Here is a 22,833-nt window from a genome sequence, read left to right as displayed (position 1 = left end):
CTACTTCACCTCCGCGGAGACGCCCGCACGGGCGTAGAGGACGGGGTCGAACGGCGTGGGACCGCCGCAGGTGGCGAACCGCTTCGCGGCGGTGTCCGGGTTGCGCGTGCCGTGCGGCACGCCGGGCGCGGCGAACAGGACGTCGCCGGGGGAGACGTCGTGCCAGCGGTCGATCAGGAACATCTGGCCCTCGCCTTCGAAGGCGATGAAGGCCTCTTCGCTGTCCGGGTGCTGGTGGACGTTGAAGGTCTGCCCGGGCTCCTGGATCCCGCAGTGCAGGCACAGCCGCGCGCTGCCGGTGCCGGGCCAGAACAGGAAGTTCATCACGGCGGTGTTGCTGTCGGAAGCCGCGCCGGCCACTTCGCCGGTGCCGCTGAAGCCGTGCAGCTGTGTTTCGGTGTTCCACAGGTCGTTCCGCAGCCGTGGCGCGGTGCCGGTGGGCTCGCCGCCCTCCAGGCGGGTGCGCCAGACGTACGCGGTCAGGCCGTCGTCGCCTGCTTCGAGCTCGAGTGTCCGCCCGGTCGGCGAATGCAGGGCGGAGCCGCGCGCGACCTCGGTGCGGTGGCCGGTGACGTCGCCGTGGCCGGAGCCGTCGAACACGACCGCGACGTTCTCTTCTTCGAGGGCCCAGCCGAGGCGCCAGGCCTGGCCCGGCGCGACCTCCACGACGAGCAGGGTCACCTTGCGTGCCCCCATGGCCGGGCCGACCGGTTCGGCGACGCGCCCCCAGTCGAACGGTGCGAAGACGAAGTCCGCGGCGCGGACGATCGTCCCCTGAATCTGGTCGGTGAGCATCCCAGGTCCAATCAGTTGCTGACGATTTGCCAATGGATGGGAAGCAAGATCGATCAATTAACCATGATCGGTTATTGATTCGGCTTCCGGTGGCGACCGTACATAACCAGGCGGAACGTTGCAAATTCGTGAACAGCTGCCGGTAATCGACTCGAATGGAGTAGAAGACATTGACTGAATCGATTCAGTAAAATTCGGATGCCGCCGAATGAGGGAACGAAGGTGTCCGCCGGTTCGCCCAAAACCCTGGGAAAACCCCGAGTGGTCCGCCTGTTGTGAAGGATGTCACACGTGCGGCGCGGTTACTTCGCGGAAGGTCTGGGTTTTTGAATGGTTGCGGTGGCTGCCGGTTGATCGAATCCGAATGACCGTCCCCGCGTGATCGGGTCGCCCTGGGCAAGAAAAAAGGCGGCCACCTCGTGGTGGCCGCCGGCCGGCGTGGAAAGGGTGCTTATTGTGGAATGGCGAGCAAGGCGGTGTCGACGACCTGTTCCAGCAGTGGCTTGTCGCGGCAGACCGCGCTCATCACCCGGAGTCCCTGGATCATGGTCACCAGGAAGTTCGACACCGCGGGGATGTCGGTGTCCGGCGGCAGTTCGCCCATGCCGCGGGCCAGGTGCAGGGTGCCGTGGAAGGAGTCCTGCAACGCGGCGATCGCGTCGCACACGATCCGGTTGGCCACGTCGTCGTGCGGCACCCGCTCGGTGATCGCCATGACGAGCAGGCAGCCGGGCCGGCCGGGTTCCTTCAGCGCGTCGTCGATCCGGCCCAGCAGCAGGTCGCGCATCACCTGCCGGACCGGCACCCGCTGCATCAGCGATTCGCGAGTGGCGTCGGTGGTCTGCCGCACGTACCGCTGCAGCGCGTGCTCGTAGAGGCCGTGCTTGCTGCCGAACGCGGCGTAGAGCGAGCCGCGCCCGAGCCCGGTCGCCTCGGCGAGGTCCTGGATCGAGGTGGCCTCGTACCCCTGGCGCCAGAAGACCTCCATGGCCTTCTGGATCACCTCGTCGGTGTCGAACTCGCGGACGCGTGGCATGGGTCCAGTCTAAGGATGGTGGAACGAGCGGTCAACAACAGGGGTAGATATCTGGACTGAATGATCAAGAATGAAGCGGCCCTGGACTGATTTGTCCGGCGTTCTCCCAGGAAGATGCTGATTCAGTGCACGTCATCAAGCGGCTGGTTGTTTACCGAGCGATCCAGATTTGCTACGGTCGGAAGCGTCGATCAACCAGCGTCAACCCGAGAAGGAGTTTCAGTCATGCCTCACGTGCAGCGCCGGTCGTCCGTCAGCGACGAGCTGGCCTGGCAGATCGTCCGCGCGGCCGACGAGGCCGCGAAGGGGACCGACAAGCGGTTCGCCGTCGCGGTGGTGGACGAAGGCGGCCACCTGAAGGCGTTCCTGCGGCAGGACGGGGCGAAGCTCAACGCCGTCCAGGTCGCGCAGGACAAGGCCTACACGGCCGCGTCGTCGGGGATGCCCACCCAGAAGTGGTCGGAGGTGCTGGACGCCGATCCGGTGCTGCGCACGGCCGCGCCCACGGCGATCGACCGCCTGGTCGGGATGGGCGGGGGCCTGCCCATCGTGGTCGACGGCGAGCTCGTCGGGGCGGTCGGCGTCTCCGGTGCCCACTGGACCGATGACGTCAAGATCGCCGAAGCCGGCCTGTCGGCGCTCGACGCGAAGCCCTGACCGCGCACCGAACCCCTTCGGGAGTCACGATGCCCATCGCCCTGTTCGTGCTCGGGCTGACAGTGTTCAGCCTGGGGACGACCGAGTTCATGATCGCCGGCCTGCTGCCGGAACTGTCCGGCGCCTTCGGTGTTTCCCTGCCGCAGGCCGGACTGCTCATCTCGCTGTTCGCGCTCGGCGTCGTCGTCGGCGCGCCGCTGATCACCGCGGCGACCACCAAGGTGCCGCGGAAGACGGCGCTCGTCGCCCTGCTCGTGGTGTTCGTCGTCGGCGAGGTGATCGCCGCGCTCGCGCCGTCGTTCGGCGTGCTCATGGCCGCCCGCGTGGTCACCGCCGTCGCGCACGGCTCGTTCTTCGGCATCGGCGCGGTGGTCGCGGCCGGCCTGGTCGAACCGGCCAAACGCGCCCGGGCCATCGCGATCATGTTCGGCGGCCTGACCATCGCCACCATCGCCGGCGTCCCGCTCGGCACGTTCATCGGCCAGCACTTCGGCTGGCGCGCGACGTTCCTGGCGATCGCGGTGCTCGGCGTGATCGACCTCGTCGGCGTCGTCGCGCTGGTCCCGCACCAGCCGCGGGCCGGCCACCTGGGCGTGCGCCACGAACTGGCCGCGTTCCGCAAGCCCAAGGTGTGGCTGGCGCTGGGCACGACCATGCTCAGCCAGGCCGCGCTCTACACCGCCTACACCTACATCGCGCCGCTGCTGACCGACGTCACCGGCTTCTCGTCCGGTCTGGTGCCGCCGCTGCTGGCCCTGTTCGGGGTCGGCACCTTCCTCGGCAGCGTGCTCGGCGGCCGGTTCGCCGACCGTTCGCTGATGGGCACGCTGTGCGCGGGCCTGCTCGTGCTGGCCGTCATGCTCGGCGCGTTCTCCCTGGCCGCGCACAGCAAGCCGGCCATGGTCGTGACGCTGTTCCTGTTCGGGATCGGCAGCTTCCTGATCAACCCGGCGCTGCAGACGCGGGTGATGAACGAAACCGAAGGCGCGCCGACCCTGGCGAGCACCAGCAACATCTCGGCGTTCAACGTCGGCAACGCGCTCGGCCCGTGGCTCGGCGGCCTCGGCATCAGTGCCGGCGCGGGGCTGCTCTCGCCGAGCTGGATCGGAGCCGGGCTGGCGGTGGCTTCGCTGGTCGTCGCCCTGGCCGCGGTGGGACTCGACCGCCGGACCGGAAAGGAGGAAAGCGATGCCGGTCGTGCACGTGAACTGGTGGAAGGGAGCCGGTGAGCCGGAGCGCCGCCAGCTCGTCGAAGAGGTGACGGGCACCGTTTCGCGGCTCGCGAAGTGCCCCGAAGCGGCTGTCACGGTGATCATCACCGACGTCGAAAAGGACCACTGGGGTCTCGGCGGGAAGCTCGCCGGGGATCCCTGAGCCTCGGGAGGGACAGTGACCGGACGCGTCATCGGGCCGGAGGACCCGCGCTACGCGGACTTCACGGCCGGGATCAACCAGCGCTACACCGCGAAACCGGCGTCCGTGCACCTGCCTCGCACCACGCCGGAGGTCGCTTCGGCGATCTCCGGCGCCGCCGGGCGGATCTCGATCCGCAGCGGGGGCCACTGCTTCGAGGACTTCGTCCACCACGAGGACGTCGAGGAGCTCGTCGACCTCAGTGGAATGTCCGAAGTGGACTTCTCGGACGGCGTCTTTTCCGTCGGTGCCGGCGCGAAGCTGCAGGACGTCTACGAGAAGCTGTACCGCGGCTGGGGCGTGACGATCCCCGGCGGGATCTGCTATTCGGTCGGCGCGGGCGGCCACATCACGGGCGGCGGCTACGGCCTGCTGTCCCGCCGCGACGGCCTGACCGTCGACCACCTGCACGGGGTCGAGGTCGTGCTCGCCGACGGCCGGACCGTCGTCGTCACCCGCGATTCCACCGGTGCCGAGGCCGACCTGTTCTGGGCGCACACCGGCGGCGGGGGCGGCTCGTTCGGCGTGGTGACGCGGTTCCTGTTCGCGGCACCGCTGGTCACCCCGCCGTCCGAGGTGCTGGTGGCCGCGCTGTCGGTGCCGTGGGCGGATCTCGACGAGCGGCGGTTCGCCCGGCTGCTCGGCGGCTACGCGCGCTGGCACCACGAACACCGCGCGCCGGACTCGCCGGGCGCGCCGCTGTCGAGCCTGCTGATGCTGAACCACCGCTGCAACGGCACGGTCGGCCTGGTGGCCCAGATCGACGCGGCCGCGCCGGCCGCGGCCCGCGTGCTCGACGAGCACCTTTCGGCGGTCCTCGGCGACCTGGTGCCGGCCGGGTTCGCCCGGGCGGGCGAATTCGGCCCGATGCCCGGCCTGGCCCGGCCGCGGCGGCTGCCGTGGCTGCGGGCGACGCGGTTCCTCGGGACGAACACACCGGTGCTGAACAACCCGACGCTGCGCGCCGAGCACAAGTCGGCGTACGTCCGGAACCCGCTGCCGGACGCCCAGCTGCGGACCGCGTACGAGTTCCTGACCCGGCCGGACGTCACGAACCCGGACACGATGCTGGTCGCGTTCTCCTACGGCGGCGCGATCTCGGCGATCGGCCCGGCGGCGACCGCGGTGGCCCAGCGGGACAGCACGTTCAAGCTGCTGTACCAGTCGTTCTGGTCCACAGTGGACGCGGACGCGGCGAACATCGCGTGGGTGCGGGAGTTCTACCGGGCGATGTACGCCGGGACGGGCGGTGTCCCGGTGCCGGGCGAGGTGGTCGACGGGTGCTACGTCAACTACCCGGACGCCGACCTGTCGGACCCGGAGCAGAACACCTCCGGGGTGCCGTGGCACGACCTGTACTTCAAGGACAACTACGCGCGCTTGCAACGGGCGAAGGCGCACTGGGACCCGGAGGACGTGTTCCGGCACCGCCAGTCGATCCGCCCGGCGTGAGCACCGCACGGGAGGGACCATGCCCCGCGTGATCGTCGCCGGCGGCGGGCCGGTCGGCATGCTGCTGGCCGCCGAACTCGGCCGCCGCGGCGTGCCGGCCACCGTCGTCGAGAAACTGACCACCACCCACGACGAACCGCGGGCGGGCACCCTGCACGCGCGCACCACGCAGTCGCTGCTGCGCTGCGGGTACCTGCCCGTGCCGAACCCGCCGTCCGATCCGGACGCCGTCGTCGAAGTCCCGTTCCACTTCGGCGGCCGCCCGGTGCTGACCCTCGAGTCGCCCGCCCTCGAAGGGCCGCCGATGATCGGCCGGTCCCAGTCCGCCATCGAGCGGTTCTTCGAGGCGCAGGCACGCTCGTCCGGTGTGGAGATCCTGCGCGGGCACGAGGTCACGGGGGTCCGCGACGACGGCGACCGCGTCACCGTCACCACCGGCCACGGCGAACTCACCGCCGATTACGTCGTGGGCTGCGACGGCGCCCGCAGTACCGTCCGGGCAGCGGCCGGGATCACCGGGACCACCCACCCGGCGACGTTCGCCGGCATCCTCGGCCTGGCCCGCCTGGGCGACCCGGCGCGGGTGCCCGGCGGCTGGACGCACGGGCCGTCCGGCTGGACGCTGGTCAACGTCGACCCGGGCGGGCACAGCCGGATCCTGACGCACGAGTTCACCGAGCCGCTGCCCGAGCGCGGTGCCCCGGTCACGCTCGAGGACCTGCGCGCGGCCGCCTCGCGCATCCTCGGTCACGACGTGCCGATGAGCGACGCGACGTTCCTCGGCCGGTTCAGCGACTTCACCCGGCTCGCCGACCGCTACCGCCACGGCAGGCTGCTGCTCGCCGGCGACGCGGCCCACGTGCACGCGCCGCTCGGCGGCCAGGGCCTCAACCTCGGTATGCAGGACGCGATCAACCTCGGCTGGAAGCTCGCGATGGTCGTCGGCGGCACGGCCCCGGACACCCTCCTCGACAGCTACCACGCGGAGCGGCACCCGGTCGCCGAAGCCGTCATCGCCAACACCCGCGCGCAGGCCGCGCTGATGCGGCCGGGGCCGGAGTTCGGGCCGCTGCGCGAACTCGTCGGCGACCTGCTGGCGGTCCCGGACGCCAACCGGCTGCTCAGCGACCGGATCACCGGGCAGGGCGTGCGCTACGGCCCGGCCGGTGCGTTCCTGCCGAACCTCCCGCTCGGCGAGCGGACGGTCGCCGAGCTGCTGCACCCGGGCCGCCCGGTGCTGCTGCTCGCCCCGGGCGCGGCGGCGCTGGCCGACGCGGCGGCGGACTGGAAGGACGGCGTCGACGTCGCCGGGCACGACGCGGACCTCGGCGCACCGGCGATCCTGCTGCGCCCGGACGGGTACGTCGCGTGGGCGGGCCGGGACGCGGAGCGGCTGACGGGAGCCCTCACGGCCTGGTTCGGCCCCCGGTGAGGGTCACCAGGTCGGGCGTGCCGTGACCCCGCCGTCGACGACCAGGTCGTGGCCGGTGATCCAGGACGCCAGCGGCGACGCCAGGAACACGCACGCGTTGCCGACGTCGGCCGGTGTCCCCAGCCGGCCCAGCGGGGCCGCGCGGTGCCAGCGTTCGACGCCCTCCGGCCAGTCCTCGTCCAGGCCGGGCCGCGAAATCAGCCCGGGCGACACCGTGTTGACGCGGATCCCGCGCGGCCCGTACTCCAGCGCCGCGCCGCGGGCGTGCATCACCAGGGCCGCCTTGGCCGCGCTGTAGTGGACGTGCCCGGCCGCCGGCTGCCGGGCCTCGATCGACGCGATGTGCGTGACGCTCCCGCCGTTCTCCCGCATCAGGCGCGCCGCGGCCTGAGTGCAGGAGAACGCGCTGGTCAGGGTGCTGTCCAGCATCGCCCGCCAGGTGTCCGCGGTCAGCTCACCGAGGGCTTCGACCGGCTGGACCCCGGCGTTGTTCACCAGCGCGTCGAGCCGGCCGCCCCAGTCCGCGACGGCGTCGAGCAGCGCGTGGCAGGCCTGGTCGTCGGTGAGCTCGGCGGCGAACGCGCGAGCCCGGCCGCCCGCCGCCTCGATCGCCGCGACGACCTCATCGGCCGCGCCGGGGCGGCGGTGGTGCACCGCGACGGCCGCGCCCGCTTCGGCGAACCGGAGCGCGATGCCGCGGCCGATCACCCCGGAAGCGCCGGTGACGCAGGCGATCGTGCCGGACAGGTCGGGCAGGGAGGTCACCGCACCGAGCGTAGCTGCGCGCCCCGGTCCGTCGTAGGTTGTGGGGTATGGCCAAGACCCGGAAGTTCGCCGAACTGCTGCAGACGCAGATCCGCCACGAGTTCACCGCCGCCCAGCAGTACATCGCGCTGGCCGTCTGGTTCGACGCCCGCGACCTGCCCCGGCTGGCCAAGCGCTTCTACCGGCAGGCGATCGAGGAACGCAACCACGCGCTGGCGATGGTCCGCTACCTGCTCGACCGCGACGAGCCGGTGGCCATCCCCGGCAGCGGCGACGTGCGGAACGACTTTTCGAGCGTGCACGAAGCGATCGAGCTGGCCTTGACGCAGGAACGCACGGTCACCGCCGACATCGAGGCGATGGCGAAGGCCGCGCGGCTGGAGGAGGACTACCTCGGCGAGCAGTTCGTGCACTGGTTCCTCAAGGAACAGGTGGAGGAGGTGGCGCAGATGTCCACGCTGCTCACCGTGGTCGAGCGGGCGGGCGGCAACCTGTTCGAGGTGGAGAACCACCTGTTCCGCGAGTCGGCCACCGAGGTGGCGGACGCCCCGGACATGCCGCCGGTGGCGGGCGGCAAGCTCTGACAGTGGCCGGGCGGCCCGGCCACTGCCAGACCCGCTCACCAGTTCTTGCAGGCGATGCCCAGGCTCTGGTTGTTGTCGACGCGCTTGATCTGCCCGCAGCTGCGGATGCCGACGCCGTGCGCGTAGGTGGCGTTGACGGTGAACCGGTGCAGGCAGCTGCTACCGGTGCTGCTGCCACCGCAGATCATCGTGTACGTCTTGGTCGGCGACGTCGTCGCGGAGTAGATGAACTCGTACTGCGCCGGCCCCTGCGGCTCCGGGATGCCGTGGATGGTGGCCTGGTTGACGTGGTAACCGCTGCCGAAGAGGATCATCTCGACGTTGTCCTTGGTGACGACGGTGTCCGCCGACGCCGCCGGGGCGACCGCGACCGAAAGCGCCGCCGCCGCGCCGAAGACGCCGAACTTCCTGGTGTACTTCACTGCTGCCTCCCAGAAAACTTTCCACCCAGTAGGTCGCCAGTGGGTTATTCCCCACTGGTGGGGGCGGAGCCTAGGTGCGCCTTGTTGATCTTGTCAATCGATGGCTTCCCGGGATGGCGGCCATGATCAGGGCGGCCGTGGGGGTGCTCGAGGTCGCCGCCGAGGTGGGCCGGGCCGGGTGCCGCGGCGGCTATGAGCCGGTCTCCGGCTCGGACGGCGACTGAGCCGGCAGCTCCCCGCATCGTCGTCGCCGCCCGGCCCTGGGCGAGGGACAGGCGGCGGCCGCTGCGGCGATGTCCGCGCGTGTGCTGCGCCGGTGGCGTCACCCGGCCGGCGCTCTGCGGCCGAGCGTCCACAGTAGACCAGAGACTCGCCGCGCGTGACGGGTCCGTCATCGACCGTTGTCAGTGAGCGGTGTGCGGGTTTAAGCTGGCGGCAACAATCGAATGTTATCGCTAACAGGATAGCGAAAGTTTCGAGAATTCGTCGAATTTCGGAACCGATGGCGAAAGTTTCGGTCGCCACCGGCTCACTTCTCGCTGCTCTCAGGAGGTTGCGTGAAATCCCGGATCCTCGCCATCGCCGTGGTGCTGCTGACCGCTCTGCTCGGCGCCCCGGCCGCGGAGGCCGCGCTGCCGGGCAGCTTCCGGTGGAGCTCCAGCGGGGTGCTGATCAGCCCGAAGTCCGATGCCACGCACAACATCGCCGGGATCAAGGACCCGACGGTGGTCTACTCGGGCGGCAAGTACCACGTGTTCGCCAGCACCGCGAACGCCGCCGGCTACAACCTGGTGTACCTCAATTTCTCCGACTGGTCCCAGGCCGGTTCGGCCACCCAGCACTACCTCGACAAAACCGCGATCGGCTCCGGTTACCGGGCGGCACCGCAGGTCTTCTACTTCGCGCCCCAGCGAAAGTGGTACCTCGTCTACCAGAACGGCAACGCCGCCTACTCCACCAACAGCGACATCGGCAATCCGAACGGCTGGAGCGCGCCGAAGAACTTCTACGGCGCGATGCCGGACATCATCAAGCAGAACATCGGCAACGGTTACTGGGTCGACATGTGGGTCATCTGCGACTCGGCCAACTGCTACCTGTTCTCCTCCGACGACAACGGCCACCTCTACCGGTCGCAGACCACCGTCGCGAACTTCCCCAACGGCTTCGGCAACACGGTGATCGCGATGCGGGACTCGAACAAGAACAACCTCTTCGAGGCCAGCAACGTCTACAAGATCGCCGGGCAGAACCAGTACCTGCTGCTGGTCGAGGCGATCGGTTCCGACGGGCGCCGCTACTTCCGCTCGTGGACGTCGTCGAGCATCGCCGGCTCGTGGAGCCCGCTGGCCGCCAGTGAAAGCAACCCCTTCGCCCGGGCGAACAACGTGACCTTCCCCGCCGGGCAGTGGTCCAAGGACATCAGCCACGGCGAAATGATCCGCTCCGGCAACGACCAGACGCTGCCGATCAACCCGTGCCGCCTGCAGTACCTCTACCAGGGCAAGGACCCGAACGCGGGCGGCGACTACAACAGCCTGCCCTGGCGGCTCGGCCTGCTCACCCAGACGAACTCGACCTGCTGAGGAGGACGTCGATGAAAACACGGTTCCTGGCCGCACTGGCGGCCGTGGCCCTGGCGTTCACCGGCCTGACCGGTGTCGCCCACGCGGAGTCGAACGGCGGCGTGCGGATCATGCCGCTCGGCGATTCGATCACCTACGGCACGGGCGTGCCCGGCGGGTACCGGATCGGCCTGTGGCAGCGCCTGGCCGCCGGCCGGTACACCAACGACTTCGTCGGCTCGCAGTTCAACGGTCCCGGCAGTCTCTGGGACCACGACCACGAAGGCCACCCCGGCTGGCGCATCGACCAGATCGACGCGAGCATCACCGGCTGGCTGCGCACCTACAACCCGCGCTCGGTGCTGCTGCACATCGGCACCAACGACGTGCTGCAGAACTACAACGTCGCGGGCGCGCCCGGCCGGCTCTCCACGCTGCTCGACCACATCACCGCCACCGCACCCAACGCCGACGTCTTCGTGGCCCAGCTCATCCCGATCGGGTGGGCGAGCGGGGACGCCGCCGTGCGGACGTTCAACAACGCGCTGCCCGGGATCGTGCAGAGCAAGGTGAACGCCGGCAAGCGCGTGCACCTGGTGAACATGCACAGCGCGGTGTCGACCGCCGACCTCCCCGACGGCGTCCACCCGAACGCCGCCGGCTACGACAAGATGGCGGCCGTCTGGTATACCGCCCTGCGGTCGGTGCCCGGCAGCATCGGCAACCCGCGATCCGCCGTGGCGGCGGAGACGTCGGCCACCGAGACGCTCGCCGCGGCGACCCTCGGGTCGGCGGCCGGCGCGAAGGGCCGGACGTTCGCCGCCGCCGTCGCGAACGGCCACCTCGGCGAGTCCGCGTACGCCACCACGCTCGACCGCGAATTCACCGGCGTCACGCCGGAAAACGAGATGAAGTGGGACGCGACCGAGCCGTCCCGCGGTTCGTTCCGCTTCGGCGGCGCCGACGCGATCGTGAACCACGCCCAGAGCCACGGCCAGAAGGTCCGCGGTCACACGCTGGTGTGGCACGCCCAGCTGCCCGGCTGGGTGGGCGGCATCGGCTCCGGTTCGGACCTGCTCGCGGCGATGCGCAACCACATCAACGGCGTGGCCGGGCACTACCGCGGGAAGATCGTCTACTGGGACGTCGTCAACGAGGCGTTCAACGAGGACGGCACCCGGCGCCCGTCGGTGTTCCAGCAGCGCATCGGCAACAGCTACATCGAAGAGGCGTTCCGCGCCGCCCGCGCGGCCGACGGTTCCGCGAAGCTCTGCTACAACGACTACAACACCGACAACCAGAACGCCAAGAGCAACGGCGTCTACAACATGGTGCGCGACTTCAAGGCCCGCGGCGTGCCGATCGACTGCGTCGGGTTCCAGGCCCACCTCTCGGCCGGGCAGAACCTCTCGACGCTGCAGGCGAACCTCCAGCGGTTCGCGGCCCTCGGCGTCGACGTGAACATCACCGAGCTCGACGTCGGCGGGTCGGGCAGCGCCCAGGCGAACACCTACAGCCAGGTCGTGCGGGCCTGCCTGGCGGTTTCGCGCTGCACGAGCATCACCACGTGGGGCGTCACCGACAAGTACTCCTGGCGCAGCGGCAGTACCCCGCTGCTGTTCGACGGCAACTACACCAAGAAGCAGGCCTACACCGCCGTGCTGCAGGCCTTCGGTGCGGCGTAAGGGAGATACGCGATGAAACGCATGCTCGGCGTCCTGCTGGCGCTGGTGGTCATGGTCACCGGTCTGGCTTCGCCCGCCCAGGCGGCGGCGTTGACCAGGGTGACGAACTTCGGCAACAACCCGACCAACCTGAACATGTACGTCTACGTCCCCGACCGGGTCGCGGCCAGGCCGGCGCTGCTGGTGCTGGTGCACTACTGCGGCGGCTCGGCGAGCTCGATCTTCGGCTGGAACGGCAAGGACTACGTCACCGCGGCCGACCGCTACGGGTACGTCATGGTGCTGCCGGAAGCGACCCGCAGCGAGAAGTGCTTCGACGTCTCGACGCCGAACGCGCTGCGGCGCAACGGCGGTGGCGACTCGACGGGCATCATGTCGATGGTCGCCTGGGCCAAGTCCCGCTACAACGTCGATCCGGCGCGGGTCGTCGTCAGCGGGTTCTCCTCCGGGGCGATGATGACGAACGTGCTGGCCGCCCAGTACCCCGACGTGTTCGCCGCGGGTTCGGCGTTCTCCGGCGTGCCCGCCGGCTGCTTCGCCACCACGAACGGCTCGCTGTGGAACAGCACCTGCTCGGGCGGGAAGTCGATCAAGACCGCGCAGCAGTGGGGCGACACGGCCCGGGCGATGTACCCGGGCTACACCGGCCGCTACCCGCGGATGCAGCTGTGGCACGGCACCACCGACACCACGCTGTCGTACCCGAACTTCGGTGAAGAGATCAAGCAGTGGACCAACCTGAACGGGTTGAGCCAGACACCGGCGTTCACCGACCACCCGCAGTCGTCGTGGACGCGCACCCGGTACGGCAACACGAGTACCCAGGCGACGGTGGAGGGCGTCAGCATCGCCGGCGTCGGGCACTCCCTGCCGATGACCGGCCAGCTGGCGTACGCGATTTCGTTCCTCGGCCTCGACCACTGAAAAGACGGCGGAAGCGGCACCCCCAGTGCCGCTTCCGCCGTGTCCCTTCAGCGGCAGAACGAGACTTCCGGATAACCCGGCTGATCGAGCACCGGCCGCGCTTCGCCCCGCAGGTGCTGGTCGAAGAACGCGTTCACGTACGCACGGGTGATCTCCTGGGCCCGCGCCGCCGCGTTCGGGCCGCCGATGGCGACGCCGAACTCCTCGGCCAGCAGTCCGACGTCGGTGAAGGACGCGTGCTGCGTGCCCGCCACCTCGACCCAGCGCTTCCACCCGGTCATCTGCGCGTAGTCCCGCTCCCACTCCACGTTGCCCGGCGCGCACTTCGGCACCTGCTCGTGGTTGACGAACATGAACGGCCGCGACAGCCCGGGTGCGGTGAGCGGGAGCTCGGTCTTTCCGTCGATGTCGATCCCGGCCTTGATCCGGCCGTCGGCGACCATCGCGGGGATGGTGCTCGCGCCGCCCATGGAGTGCCCGGCCATGCCGATCCGGGAACTGTCGATCAGCGACGCCCACTTCGAGTGCGTCAGCGAGTCCAGCACGAAGGACACGTCCTTCGCCCGGCCCAGCTCCAGCTTCTGCCAGAACTCGCTCTGGTGCGGGATTTCGCAGGACGCGCACCCGGCGAAGTGCCCGTCCGGGAAGCTCTGGCCGGCGTTTTCGTAGGTGTGGCCGACCACCGCGACCGCGTACCCGTGACTGGCCAGGTCTTCGGCCAGGGCGCTGAGTGTGGCACGGGGCTTGGTGTAGCCGGGTGACAGCACGATCAGCGGCAGCCCTCGCCCCGCGGGACGGGCGTCGGCGACCGAGTTGGTCACCATCGTCGTGAGCAGGTCGGAAGGCACGTCCAGGCCGCTGCCGGTCAGCAACGCCGCCGACTCCGCCGGGGTCAGGTACTGCGTCTTCGGGCCCTTCGCCGACGTGGCCGGGTAGAAGAGGGAGACCATCAGTTCCCGGTAGGGGACCGACGGCACCCACGGGTCGGGGCGCGAAGTGTCCTTGAGGTACACCGCCGTGCTGCCCACCGGCCGGTCGCCGGTCGGGGCGGGCAGGTACGGCGTCGACGTCCGGGCGAAGGTGACCTCCGGGTACCGCGCGGACGGCTGGTCCAGCAGCGGTTGTGGCTTGCCGCGCAGGTGCTGGTCGAAGAACGCCCGGACGTACGCCGCGGTGATCGCCTGTCCGCGCACCGCCGGGGTGGTCGCGCCGAAGTCGAGGCCCAGCTGCTCACCCACCAGGCCGAGGTCGGTGAACGACGGGTGCTGCATGCCGGCCACGGTGAGCCAGCGCTTCCAGCCCTTCAGCTGCGCCCAGTCCCGGTCCCAGGAGACGGCTTCGTCGCCGGTGCCCGGCGTGTAGGTGTTCGCCCGGCCCAGGAACAGGAACGGCCGGTCGAGGCCGGGGGCGAGCAGCGGGTCGTCCGTGGTGCCGTCCAGGTCGATCCCGGCCTTGATCCGGGGATCGGCCACCATGGTGTCGATCGAGCTCGCGCCGCCGACGGAGTGCCCGGCCATGCCGATCCGGGAACTGTCGAGCAACGGCGCCCACTTCGAGTGCGTCAGCGAATCCAGGACGAACGACACGTCCTTCGCCCGGCCGCGCTGCAGCTTTTGCCAGAACTCGAGGTTGTAGTGGCCGCAGGCCGCGCAGCCGGTGACCCGGCCGTCCGGGAAGGTGGTGGCCACGTTCTCGTAGGTGTGGTCGACCAGGACGACCAGGTAGCCGTGGCTGGCCAGGTCTTCGGACAGCGAGGTCAGCTCGGCGCGGGACCGCTTGAAGCCGGGGGACAGGACGACGGCCGGCAGGCTGTGCCCGGCCGGGCGGGCGTCGACGACGGCGTCGGTGCGGACCGTCGTCAGCACCGACGGCGGGATGCCCTTGATGCCGGCTTCGTCGAAGAGGGCCTTCGCCTCGGCTTCGGACATGAACTGCTTCTTCGGCCCGTTCGCCGAAGCCGCCGGGTAGAACAGGGACACCATCAGTTCGCGGTAGGGCACCGACGGCACCCACGGGTCCGGCCGCGAAGTGTCCTTGAGGTACAGGGCGGTGGTGCCGACCGGCCGCTCGCCGGTCGGTTTCGCCAGCGTGAGCGCCGGATCCGCCGACGCGGTCGACGAGGTCAGCGCGAGCGTGAGCGCGGTGACGGTCATGAGGATCGTCTTCTTCATCCGATGAAGGTCACTTCCGGGTAAGCGGGCGAAGGTGCGGCCATCAGCGGTTGCGGACGGCAGCGCAGGTGCTGGTCGAAGAAAGCGCTTACGTAGTTCCGCGTGATGGCCAGCGCGCGGTACGGGTCGATCGCGTCGCCGAGGTCGACGCCCAGCTGGTCGGCGAGCACGCCGAGGTCGGTGAACGACTGGTGCACCGTGCCGGAGACCATGAGCCAGCGCTTCCAGCCGGTCAGGTGCGTCCAGTCGGCTTCCCAGTCGTCGTACGGACCCGGCGCGCCCGGGGTGTAGCTGTCCTTGCTGCCGAAGAACAGGAAGGGCCGCGAGAGCCCCGAAGCCGGGATCGGGACGTGGACGCTGCCGTCCAGGTCGGCGCCGGCGCGGATGCGCGGGTCGGCCAGCATCGCCTGGGTGGTGATCGCCCCGCCGGCGGAGTGCCCGGTCATGCCGATCCGCTGCGGGTCGAGGAGCGCACCCCACTTCGACGACAGCAGGGAATCGAGCACGAACGACGTGTCCTTCGACCGGACCTGCGCGAACTTCTCCCAGAACCCCGGCTGGTCGTCGACCTCGCAGGCGGCGCAGCCGGTGACGTGCCCGTCGGGGAACGTCGTGGCGCGGTTCTCGTAGGTGTGGTCGATCGCCGCCACGGCGTACCCACGGCTGGCCAGGTCCTCGGCCAGCGCGGTGAGCGTGGCCCGGGGCTGCGTCCAGCCGGGGGACAGCACGACCAGCGGCAGGCTGTGCCACCGCCCGGCCGGTTTCGCGTCGACGACGGCGTTCGTCCGGACCGTGCTGAAGACCTCCAGCGGGAGGCCGGGGATGTTCTGCCGCTCGAGGTTGAGCTTCGATTCGAGCGGGGTCATGTACTGCTTCTTCGGCCCGTTCGCCGAGGTCGCCGGGTAGAAGACGGAGACCATCAGCTCCCGGTAGGGCACCGACGGCACCCAGGGATCGGACCGCGAAGTGTCCTTCAAGGACAGTGAAGTGACACCGACGGGCTGGTGCCCGGTCGGGCGGGGCAGGTAAGGCGTCGTGGCCGCCGAAGCGGGCGACGCGGACAACGTGAGGGTGAGTGCGGTGGCTACCGCGAGAGTGCGCATGATTCCCCCAGTCGGAATCGTCAGGACAGGTGGCGGAGCCGGCGGAAGCAGAACCAGGTGAGCAGGGCGGTCATCGCGAGGTAGAGCGCGAGTTCGAGCCACTGCAGCGGCCAGAACCGGGAGCCCGGCTGGAAGGTCAGGCGCTGCTGGTAGCCGTGCGTGCCCAGCTGGGCCAGGCACTGTTCCATCGTGCCGCGTTCCGGCGGGCCCGCACCCGGCCGCGGCGCGCAGGCCTGCACGAAGTCCGGCATCCGGTCGACCACGTTGCCGGCCGGGTCCAGGGTTTCGTTCGCCAGTTCCCACGCGCCGGGCTGCTTCCGCACGCCGATCTCGGCGATCCCCTCCCGGTCGGTGCCGTTGATGTTCGTGATGTTCTCGCCGGTGATCGCGACCGTCGCCGTCTGCGGCGGCAGCAGGTACGGGCGCACGAACGCCGGGACGAGGAGCAGCACGGCGGCGAGCGTGACGAGCGTGACGGCCATGGCGGCCACGGTCCGCTTCAGCAGCATGCCGACCGCGACGCCGAGCGCGAGGGCGAAGGCCGCGTACCCGATCGGGACGATCCCGCGCGCGCCGAACACCACCGGCGAGATGCGTGGCAGCATGCCGCGATCGGTCTGGATGGCGGCGAGTGCGTCGATCGGGCTCGCCCACCAGGAGACGGCCACGCTCAACACCGCGGCGGCGAGCATCGCGGCGAGGATGCCGAACCCGAGCTTGGTCGTGAGCCACCGCTTGCGCGTGACGGTCTGGTTCCACACGAGACTGTGCGTGCCGCTCTCCAGCTCGCGGGTGATCATCGGGACGCCCCAGAAGACACCGATCGCCGCGGGCAGCAGGTACAGCCCCAGGATCGTCCCGCCGAAGAGGGTGTCCTGGTCGGAGAAGTCCGTGCGCCCGACCAGGTCCGGCCCGGTGATGGCGAGCACGACGGCGATCGCGAGCAGGCCCGCGAACACCGACAGTGCGGGGAAGCGGAGCTGGCGCCAGGCGAGCCAGGTCATCGGAGGACCTCCAGGGCGGGGCGGGCGGCGGTGGGGTTGCTCATGTATTCGAGGACGAGGTCCTCCAGCCCGAGCCGGCCGACCGTCCACGAAGGATCGAGGATCGGCGCCTCGGTGCGGACGAGGACGGTGGTCTGGCGGTCGGTGTGCTTCGCCGAGACGACGTGCTGGTCGGCCGGCAGCGTGTCGAGGTCGCGGCGCGGCCCGGAGAGCCGGTGGTGCGTCGCGAGCAGCGTCTCCACCTCGCCGATCACCCGGACCTGCGAGGCCACCAGCACGACGAGGTGGTCGCAGACCCGCTCGAGGTCGTTGACCAGGTGCGAGGACATCACGACGGACAGCCCGTGCTCGGCGACGGCTTCCATGAGGTCCTGCAGGAACTCGCGGCGGGCCAGCGGGTCCAGGGCCGCGACCGGCTCGTCGAGCAGCAGCAGTTCGGGGCGCTTGGCGATGCCGATCGTGAGCGCCAGCTGGGCCCGCTGGCCGCCGGAGAGCTTGCCGGCGTGCTGCTTCGGGTCCAGCCCGAGCCGTTCGATGCGCTTTTCCGCGAGGGAGGCGTCCCATCCCGGGTTGAGGTGGGCACCGAGCCGCAGATGCTCCTCGATGGACAGTCCACTGTAGACAGGCGTGTTCTGTGCGACGTACCCGACCTTGGCCAGCTGCTCCGGGCCGCTGCCCGGCACCCCGCCGCACACCTCGATCGTGCCGGTCGTCGGCTCCAGCATGCCGGCCGCGATGTTCAGCAGCGTCGACTTGCCCGCCCCGTTCGGCCCGACGAGCCCGGTGACGTGGCCGGCTTCGATCTCGAGCGTGCAGCCGGCCAGCGCCTGCTTGCGCCCGTACTTCTTGCCCAGCCCCTGGGCTTTCAGGACAGTCACGCTATGTCCTCTCTGGCGGAGTCGCGAAACGTGGACATCAACAAGGCTTCGATGCTCTCCTCGTCGAGACCCGCCTTGCGGGCCTGGGAAAGCCAGCGGCGCAGGTCACGCCGCAGCGGTCCGAGCACGGCGAACGACGCGCCGCCGTTCAACGTCGCCGTCACGAACGTGCCGACGCCGGGGCGGGCCGCGACCAGGCCGTCGTGCTCCAGTTCGCGGTAGGCCTTCAGCACGGTGTTCGGGTTGATCGCGAGGGTCGCGACCACGTCCTTGACCTTCGGGAGCTGGTCTCCCTCGTTCAGCAGGCCGAGGCGCAGCGCGTGCCGCACCTGCTGGACCAGCTGCTGGTACGGCGACAAGCCGGACCTGGTGTCCAGGTGGAACTCGATCATCGGCAACTCCATTTAACTAGTCTCCTAGTACTATAGCTACATGGTGTCACTGCCGCCAGTGATCTTTTTTGCCCACCGGAGTCAACCTCGGCGTCCCTCGCCCGTCTGTGGAGGCGAAGTGATCGTTTCCTCTCCGAAGGGACTATTCGTGCGTCGATTTTCTGGGGGAGGCATCGTGCGCGGCGTGGTCGTCGCACTCGGTGTCTCGATGGCCGTCGCGGCCGGCCCGGCCGTCGCGTCCGCGGCGCCGGCCTCCATCGACAAGGTGCCGACGCCGCAGCTGAGCTGGACCGACTGCGCCGACGGCTTCCAGTGCAGCAAGGCCTCCGTGCCGCTGGACTACGACCGGCCGTCCGGCGCGAAGATCGACCTCGCGCTGATCAAGCTGCCCGCCACCGATCCCACGCACCGGATCGGCTCGCTCTTCGTGAACTTCGGCGGGCCCGGCGCGTCCGGCCTGCAGCGGCTGCGGGAGCGCGGCAAGTGGCCGTGGCTGTTCTCCGACGAACTGCGCGCGCGGTTCGACCTGGTCTCGTGGGACCCGCGCGGCATCGCCAACAGCACGGCGGTCCGGTGCTTCGACACCGTGGCCGAGCAGCAGGCGTTCTTCGGCTCGTTCCCGGAGATGCCGGGCGACCCGAGCGGCAACGCGGCCTTCTATGCCAAGTCGAAGGAGCTCGCCGACCGCTGCTCGGCGAAGGCGGGCCCGATCCTCGAGCACGTCTCCACGGCCAACACGGCCCGTGACCTCGAGCTGCTGCGCCGCGCGGTCGGCGACCCGAAGCTGAACTACCACGGTATTTCCTACGGGACGCAGCTCGGGGCGACCTACGCCAACCTGTTCCCGAACCGGATCCGGGCGATGGTGTTCGACGGCACCATGGACTTCGCCGGCAACTCGACCGGCCAGAACGGCAACGGCAAGAGCGTCCCGCTGGACACCCGGCAGGACGTCGCGACCGGCATCGCGCAGACCTTCGAGCAGTTCCTGCGGCTGTGCACGGAAGCCGGCCCGAAGTGCGCGTTCTCTTCGGGTGACCCGAAGGCGAAGTGGGCGGCGCTGACGGCGCGTGCCAAGCAGGCCCCGATCGTCAGCGACGGCGAGACGTGGACCTACTCGGGCATCATCAACGCGGCGGCCGACCTGTCCGACTCGCGGGGCTGGGCGGACATCGCCGCGCTGTTGCAGCGCCTGTACGACGCTCCGGCCACCTCGGCTCTGCGTTCGGCAGCTGTCAAGGGCGAGCAGTACGTTTCGAACCGGACCGAAGCGTTCAACGCCATCCAGTGCTCCGACAGCGACGTGCCGACCGACCCGGCGGTCTACAGCCGGTACGCCGAGTCGGAAGACCAGCGCGTGCCGTACTTCGGGCGGATCGCGGTGCTGGACATGATGAGCTGCGCGTTCTGGCAGGCCAAGGACACCGACCGCTACACCGGCCCGTGGAACCGCCCGACGTCGGCGGAGATCCTCGTGCTGAACAACCGCTACGACCCGTCCACCCCGCTGCACGGCGCCCGCGACGGCGCCGCGGAACTGGCGCGGGCGCGGGTGTTCGTGACCGAGGGCTACGGGCACTCCTCGATGTACGTGCCGAGCACGTGCACCGAGAAGGTCAAGCGGGACTACCTGATCTCGGGGACCTTCCCGGCCGCGGGCCAGACCTGCGGGATCGACGCCAGCCCCTTCGCGGGCTGATCTTGACCGCGGCGGGCCGCACCGGCGACGGTGCGGCCCGCCGCCACGAAGGCGTCCCGCGGGTGCTGCACCGACGCCAGGCTGAGGATGTCGCGGCCGAACAGCGCCTGCGTCAGCCACACCGCGAGCACGCGGATCTTGCGTTCCCAGGTGGGCACGGCGAGCACGTGGTAGCCGCGGTGCATGAGCCACGCCGGGAGTCCCTTGAGGACCAGGCCCTTGTACTGGAAGATCCCGCGGCCCAGGCCGAGCGTCGCGATCGCGCCGAGGCTGTGGTGCACGTACGGCTTCGGTTCCCGGCCGCGCAGCGTCGCGATGATGTTGCGGGCCAGCAGTTTTCCCTGCCGGTAGGCGTGCTGCGCGTTGGGCACGGTCAGCGCGCCCGGAACCGGCGAGGCCAGGTCGGGCACCGCGGCGGCGTCCCCGGCGGCCCAGGCGCCGGTCACGCCCTCGACGCGCAGATCCGGCCGCACGACGAGGTAACCGCGTTCGTCGACGGGGAGGTCGGTGTGCCGGCCGACGACCGGGTTGGCGCCGTTGCCCGCGGTCCAGACGATCAGCTCCGAGTCGAACTCCTCGCCGGTCGAGAGCGTCACGTGGCCGTTCTCCGCCGACGTCACCAGGGTGGCCAGGTGGACGCGGCCGCCTCGCCGTTCCAGTTCCCGCACGACCCAGCGCCCCGGCTGGTCGGTGACCTCGGGCAGGATGCGGCCCGACGCCTCGACGAGGTGGAAGCGCAGTTCGTCGCGGCGCAGTTCCGGGTAGCGCTTGAGCAGCGCGGTCGCCAGCGACAGCAGCTCGCCGAAGCCCTCGACACCCGAGAAGCCGCCGCCGACGAAGGTGACGGTGAGCAGCTTCCGCCGTTGCGGGCCTTCGGGCAGCGCGGCGGCCCGGTCGAACGCGGTGAGCAGCCGGTCCCGGATCGCGACGGCCTCCTCGACGTGCTTGAGGCCGATGGCCTGGTCGGCGATGCCCGGCACGGGCAGGGTGCGCGTGACGGCCCCGGCGGTGACGGCGATCAGGTCGTAGCTCCGTTCGAACGGTTCGCCGTCGGCCGGCTGCACGGTGACGACGCGGTGGGCGTGATCGATGGCGGTCACCTTCCCGGCGACGACCCGGGTGCGGCGCAGGTGCCGCCGCAGCGACACGGCGGCGTGGCGCGCCTCGACCGAGCCGGCCACGACCTCGGGCAGGAACGGCTGGTAGGTGAGGTAGGGCCGCGGGTCGACGAGGGTGACCTCGGCTTCCCCGCGACGCAGCTTCTTCTCGAGCTTCCAGGCGGCGTAGAACCCGGCGTAACCACCACCGACGATCAGGATCCGGCGCATTTCTTCCTCTTTTCTCGCTCCACCCCCTGGACGAGGCTGCGGACGAGGGTGTGACCGCGATCCGCGTCACAGCCGGTGGGGCAGAATTCCGGGATGGCGCACACGGTCCGGCCGCTCGACGCCTCGACGTGGGCGGCGTTCGCGGAGCTCGTCGAACGCAACAACGGCATCTTCGGCGGCTGCTGGTGCCTCGGCTTCCACCCGGAACGCGGCCGGCGGGGCCCGGTGCGCCGCACGATCAAGGAGGAGCGCGTCCGGACCGGCGGCGCGCACGCCGCGCTCGTGTTCGACGAAAACGGTGTCGTGCTGGGGTGGTGTCAGTACGGCAGGCCCGAAGAGCTGCCCGGCATCAAGCACCGGCGTGCCTACGACAAGGACGCCCCACCCCGGCCGGACTGGCGCATCACCTGCTTCTTCGTCGACAAGAAGCACCGGGGGCAGGGCGTCGCGCGCGCGGCGCTGGCCGGGGCGCTCGAGCTGATCGCGCAGGCCGGCGGCGGGCTCGTCGAAGCCGTCTCCGAGGTGACCGCCGGCCGGGACGCGCCGGTGCGGTTCCTGTTCACCGGCACCGTGGAGCTGTTCGAGGAGCTCGGGTTCGCCCGCGGGCGGCAGCTCGGCACGCACGCGTGGATCGTGAGCCGGGTGATCGAGGGTGACCTCCCCCGGGTGTGCTCCCCGGCTTGACAGCGGCCGCCGCATCTCGCACTATGCGAACAAGTGTTCGATGATTGTCCAGGGTTCGCCGGCAGGGTTTCCGGTACGAGTACGTGGTGCTGGAGGTGAGCGGCGGTGGCGGTGCCGGAAGCGCTCGCGGCCATCCCGGGGGTCCGCACGGCGGCGCAGCTGAGTGAGCCGACGCTGACGGTGCTGCCGGAGCTGGCCGGCCTCCTGCCCGGCGGCGGGTTGCGGCGCGGCAGCACGGTTTCGGTGCGCGGAGCGACGTCGCTGGTCCTGGCGCTGTTGGCGGAGGCGACCCGCAACGGTTCCTGGGCGGCGGTCACGGGCCTGCCGGAACTGGGCTTGGCGGCGGCCGCGGAACTCGGCGTCGACCTGGAGCGCCTCGCGCTGGTGCCGGACCCGGGCGCGGAGCTGGTGGCGGTGTTGTCGGCGTTGGTCGACGGGTTCGACCTGGTGGTCCTCGGCCGGGCGGTGCCGGTGCAGCCGCAGACGGCGCGCCGGCTGGCGGGCCGGGTCCGCAACCGCGGGACGGTCCTGCTGACGGCGGGCGCGTGGCCGGGAGCGGACGTGGAGCTGAAGGTGTCGGGCCGCCGCTGGCACGGCCTCACCCAGGACGGCCACGGTCACCTGAGAGCCCGCAAGGTGCTGGCGACGAGCACGGGCCGCGGCGCGGCGGCGCGGCCGCTGTCGGTGGGCTTGTGGCTGCCGGGCCCGGAAGGAGCGCCGGCCGCGAGCACGAACACCCCACCGGGGCGGCGGCTGGTCGAGGTCGCCGGATGAGGTGCCCGCCGAGGCGGGGGTACCAGGCCGCCCGAGTCACAGAGTGACCCCGCAAGCCCCGCCCCCAATC

Annotated in this window: 22 protein-coding genes; 12 read left to right on the top strand and 10 right to left on the bottom strand. The window is 70.4% G+C overall.

Annotation, left to right across the window (positions count from 1 at the left end):
• Both CCN39_RS15375 and CCN39_RS15370 read right to left on the bottom strand, forming a co-directional pair.
• Positions 1-795: a cupin domain-containing protein gene (locus CCN39_RS15375; RefSeq protein WP_086842586.1), complete on the bottom strand. Its 795-nt coding sequence runs from the start codon at positions 793-795 to the stop codon at positions 1-3.
• A gap of 451 nt (positions 796-1,246) precedes the next feature.
• A complete protein-coding gene (locus CCN39_RS15370; protein ID WP_086842584.1) occupies positions 1,247-1,831 on the bottom strand; it encodes a TetR/AcrR family transcriptional regulator in 585 nt (194 codons plus the stop codon).
• A gap of 225 nt (positions 1,832-2,056) precedes the next feature.
• On the opposite strand from CCN39_RS15370, the gene CCN39_RS15365 reads away from it, so the two are divergent.
• From CCN39_RS15365 to CCN39_RS15345, 5 genes are read left to right on the top strand one after another with little or no spacing between them, the layout of a single operon-like run.
• Positions 2,057-2,488, top strand: coding sequence for a GlcG/HbpS family heme-binding protein (locus CCN39_RS15365; RefSeq protein WP_086842581.1), 432 nt, complete (start codon positions 2,057-2,059; stop codon positions 2,486-2,488).
• 29 nt (positions 2,489-2,517) lie between these two features.
• Positions 2,518-3,717 carry a Cmx/CmrA family chloramphenicol efflux MFS transporter gene (locus tag CCN39_RS15360; RefSeq protein WP_086842579.1) on the top strand — a complete coding sequence of 400 codons (1,200 nt, stop codon included), beginning with the start codon at positions 2,518-2,520 and terminating at the stop codon, positions 3,715-3,717.
• Positions 3,677-3,862, top strand: coding sequence for a tautomerase family protein (locus CCN39_RS15355; RefSeq protein ID WP_086842577.1), 186 nt, complete (start codon positions 3,677-3,679; stop codon positions 3,860-3,862). Before CCN39_RS15360 ends, CCN39_RS15355 begins: the two co-directional genes overlap by 41 nt.
• Positions 3,863-3,877: 15 nt before the next feature.
• Positions 3,878-5,353, top strand: coding sequence for an FAD-binding oxidoreductase (locus CCN39_RS15350; RefSeq protein ID WP_086842575.1), 1,476 nt, complete (start codon positions 3,878-3,880; stop codon positions 5,351-5,353).
• 19 nt (positions 5,354-5,372) lie between these two features.
• A complete protein-coding gene (locus tag CCN39_RS15345) occupies positions 5,373-6,785 on the top strand; it encodes an FAD-dependent monooxygenase (protein ID WP_086842573.1) in 1,413 nt (470 codons plus the stop codon).
• Positions 6,786-6,788: 3 nt separating this feature from the next.
• Here CCN39_RS15345 and CCN39_RS15340 read toward each other — a convergent pair whose 3' ends face one another.
• Positions 6,789-7,541 carry an SDR family NAD(P)-dependent oxidoreductase gene (locus tag CCN39_RS15340; protein ID WP_167455094.1) on the bottom strand — a complete coding sequence of 251 codons (753 nt, stop codon included), beginning with the start codon at positions 7,539-7,541 and terminating at the stop codon, positions 6,789-6,791.
• Positions 7,542-7,597: 56 nt separating this feature from the next.
• On the opposite strand from CCN39_RS15340, the gene CCN39_RS15335 reads away from it, so the two are divergent.
• Positions 7,598-8,134 carry a ferritin gene (locus CCN39_RS15335; RefSeq protein ID WP_086842569.1) on the top strand — a complete coding sequence of 179 codons (537 nt, stop codon included), beginning with the start codon at positions 7,598-7,600 and terminating at the stop codon, positions 8,132-8,134.
• Between the two features lie 35 nt (positions 8,135-8,169).
• Here the strand turns inward: CCN39_RS15335 and CCN39_RS15330 are convergent, their stop codons facing one another.
• Complete coding sequence (locus CCN39_RS15330) at positions 8,170-8,556, bottom strand: hypothetical protein (protein ID WP_086842567.1); 387 nt, start codon at positions 8,554-8,556, stop codon at positions 8,170-8,172.
• 557 nt (positions 8,557-9,113) lie between these two features.
• Between CCN39_RS15330 and CCN39_RS15325 the strand changes: the two genes are divergently transcribed.
• Genes CCN39_RS15325 through CCN39_RS15315 form a run of 3 tightly spaced genes read left to right on the top strand, consistent with a single transcriptional unit; the run spans position 9,114 to position 12,730 of the window.
• Entirely contained in the window at positions 9,114-10,142 is a 1,029-nt protein-coding gene (locus tag CCN39_RS15325) for a glycoside hydrolase family 62 protein (RefSeq protein ID WP_086842564.1), read from the top strand.
• Positions 10,143-10,153: 11 nt separating this feature from the next.
• Positions 10,154-11,806 carry an endo-1,4-beta-xylanase gene (locus CCN39_RS52585; RefSeq protein ID WP_167455091.1) on the top strand — a complete coding sequence of 551 codons (1,653 nt, stop codon included), beginning with the start codon at positions 10,154-10,156 and terminating at the stop codon, positions 11,804-11,806.
• A 12-nt stretch (positions 11,807-11,818) separates the two neighbouring features.
• On the top strand, positions 11,819-12,730 hold the full coding sequence (locus CCN39_RS15315) for an extracellular catalytic domain type 1 short-chain-length polyhydroxyalkanoate depolymerase (RefSeq protein ID WP_086842561.1): 912 nt from the start codon (positions 11,819-11,821) through the stop codon (positions 12,728-12,730).
• A gap of 47 nt (positions 12,731-12,777) precedes the next feature.
• Here CCN39_RS15315 and CCN39_RS15310 read toward each other — a convergent pair whose 3' ends face one another.
• Genes CCN39_RS15310 through CCN39_RS15290 form a run of 5 tightly spaced genes read right to left on the bottom strand, consistent with a single transcriptional unit; the run spans position 12,778 to position 18,278 of the window.
• Complete coding sequence (locus CCN39_RS15310) at positions 12,778-14,901, bottom strand: alpha/beta hydrolase family protein (protein ID WP_086842559.1); 2,124 nt, start codon at positions 14,899-14,901, stop codon at positions 12,778-12,780.
• Positions 14,898-16,004, bottom strand: a complete 1,107-nt coding sequence (locus CCN39_RS15305) for an alpha/beta hydrolase family protein (protein WP_086842558.1) — start codon at positions 16,002-16,004, stop codon at positions 14,898-14,900. Before CCN39_RS15305 ends, CCN39_RS15310 begins: the two co-directional genes overlap by 4 nt.
• Positions 16,005-16,024: 20 nt before the next feature.
• Positions 16,025-17,008: an ABC-2 membrane transporter-related protein gene (locus CCN39_RS15300; protein WP_086842556.1), complete on the bottom strand. Its 984-nt coding sequence runs from the start codon at positions 17,006-17,008 to the stop codon at positions 16,025-16,027.
• The gene (locus tag CCN39_RS15295; protein ID WP_086842554.1) at positions 17,005-17,886 is read right to left on the bottom strand and encodes an ABC transporter ATP-binding protein; all 882 of its coding nucleotides are present in this window, start codon (positions 17,884-17,886) and stop codon (positions 17,005-17,007) included. The genes CCN39_RS15300 and CCN39_RS15295 overlap by 4 nt, the downstream gene beginning before the upstream one ends.
• Positions 17,883-18,278: a GntR family transcriptional regulator gene (locus CCN39_RS15290; protein ID WP_167455092.1), complete on the bottom strand. Its 396-nt coding sequence runs from the start codon at positions 18,276-18,278 to the stop codon at positions 17,883-17,885. The genes CCN39_RS15295 and CCN39_RS15290 overlap by 4 nt, the downstream gene beginning before the upstream one ends.
• 175 nt (positions 18,279-18,453) lie before the next feature.
• Between CCN39_RS15290 and CCN39_RS15285 the strand changes: the two genes are divergently transcribed.
• Positions 18,454-19,977 carry an alpha/beta hydrolase gene (locus tag CCN39_RS15285; RefSeq protein ID WP_086842549.1) on the top strand — a complete coding sequence of 508 codons (1,524 nt, stop codon included), beginning with the start codon at positions 18,454-18,456 and terminating at the stop codon, positions 19,975-19,977.
• Here the strand turns inward: CCN39_RS15285 and CCN39_RS15280 are convergent.
• Positions 19,905-21,305, bottom strand: coding sequence for an NAD(P)/FAD-dependent oxidoreductase (locus CCN39_RS15280; protein WP_086842547.1), 1,401 nt, complete (start codon positions 21,303-21,305; stop codon positions 19,905-19,907). The two genes, CCN39_RS15285 and CCN39_RS15280, sit on opposite strands and share 73 nt — an antisense overlap.
• Positions 21,306-21,398: 93 nt before the next feature.
• Here CCN39_RS15280 and CCN39_RS15275 point away from each other — a divergent pair, with 93 nt between their 5' ends.
• Entirely contained in the window at positions 21,399-21,989 is a 591-nt protein-coding gene (locus tag CCN39_RS15275; RefSeq protein ID WP_086842546.1) for a GNAT family N-acetyltransferase, read from the top strand.
• 105 nt (positions 21,990-22,094) lie between these two features.
• A complete protein-coding gene (gene imuA' / locus CCN39_RS15270; RefSeq protein WP_086842544.1) occupies positions 22,095-22,763 on the top strand; it encodes a DnaE2-dependent mutagenesis accessory factor ImuA' in 669 nt (222 codons plus the stop codon).
• The last annotated feature ends 70 nt before the right edge of the window (positions 22,764-22,833 follow it).

Origin of the sequence: Amycolatopsis kentuckyensis, from assembly GCF_002155975.1 — a bacterium.
Lineage (GTDB): Bacteria > Actinomycetota > Actinomycetes > Mycobacteriales > Pseudonocardiaceae > Amycolatopsis > Amycolatopsis kentuckyensis.
Note: the sequence above shows the minus strand (reverse complement) of the source record. Positions and strands in the feature narration are given on the sequence as shown.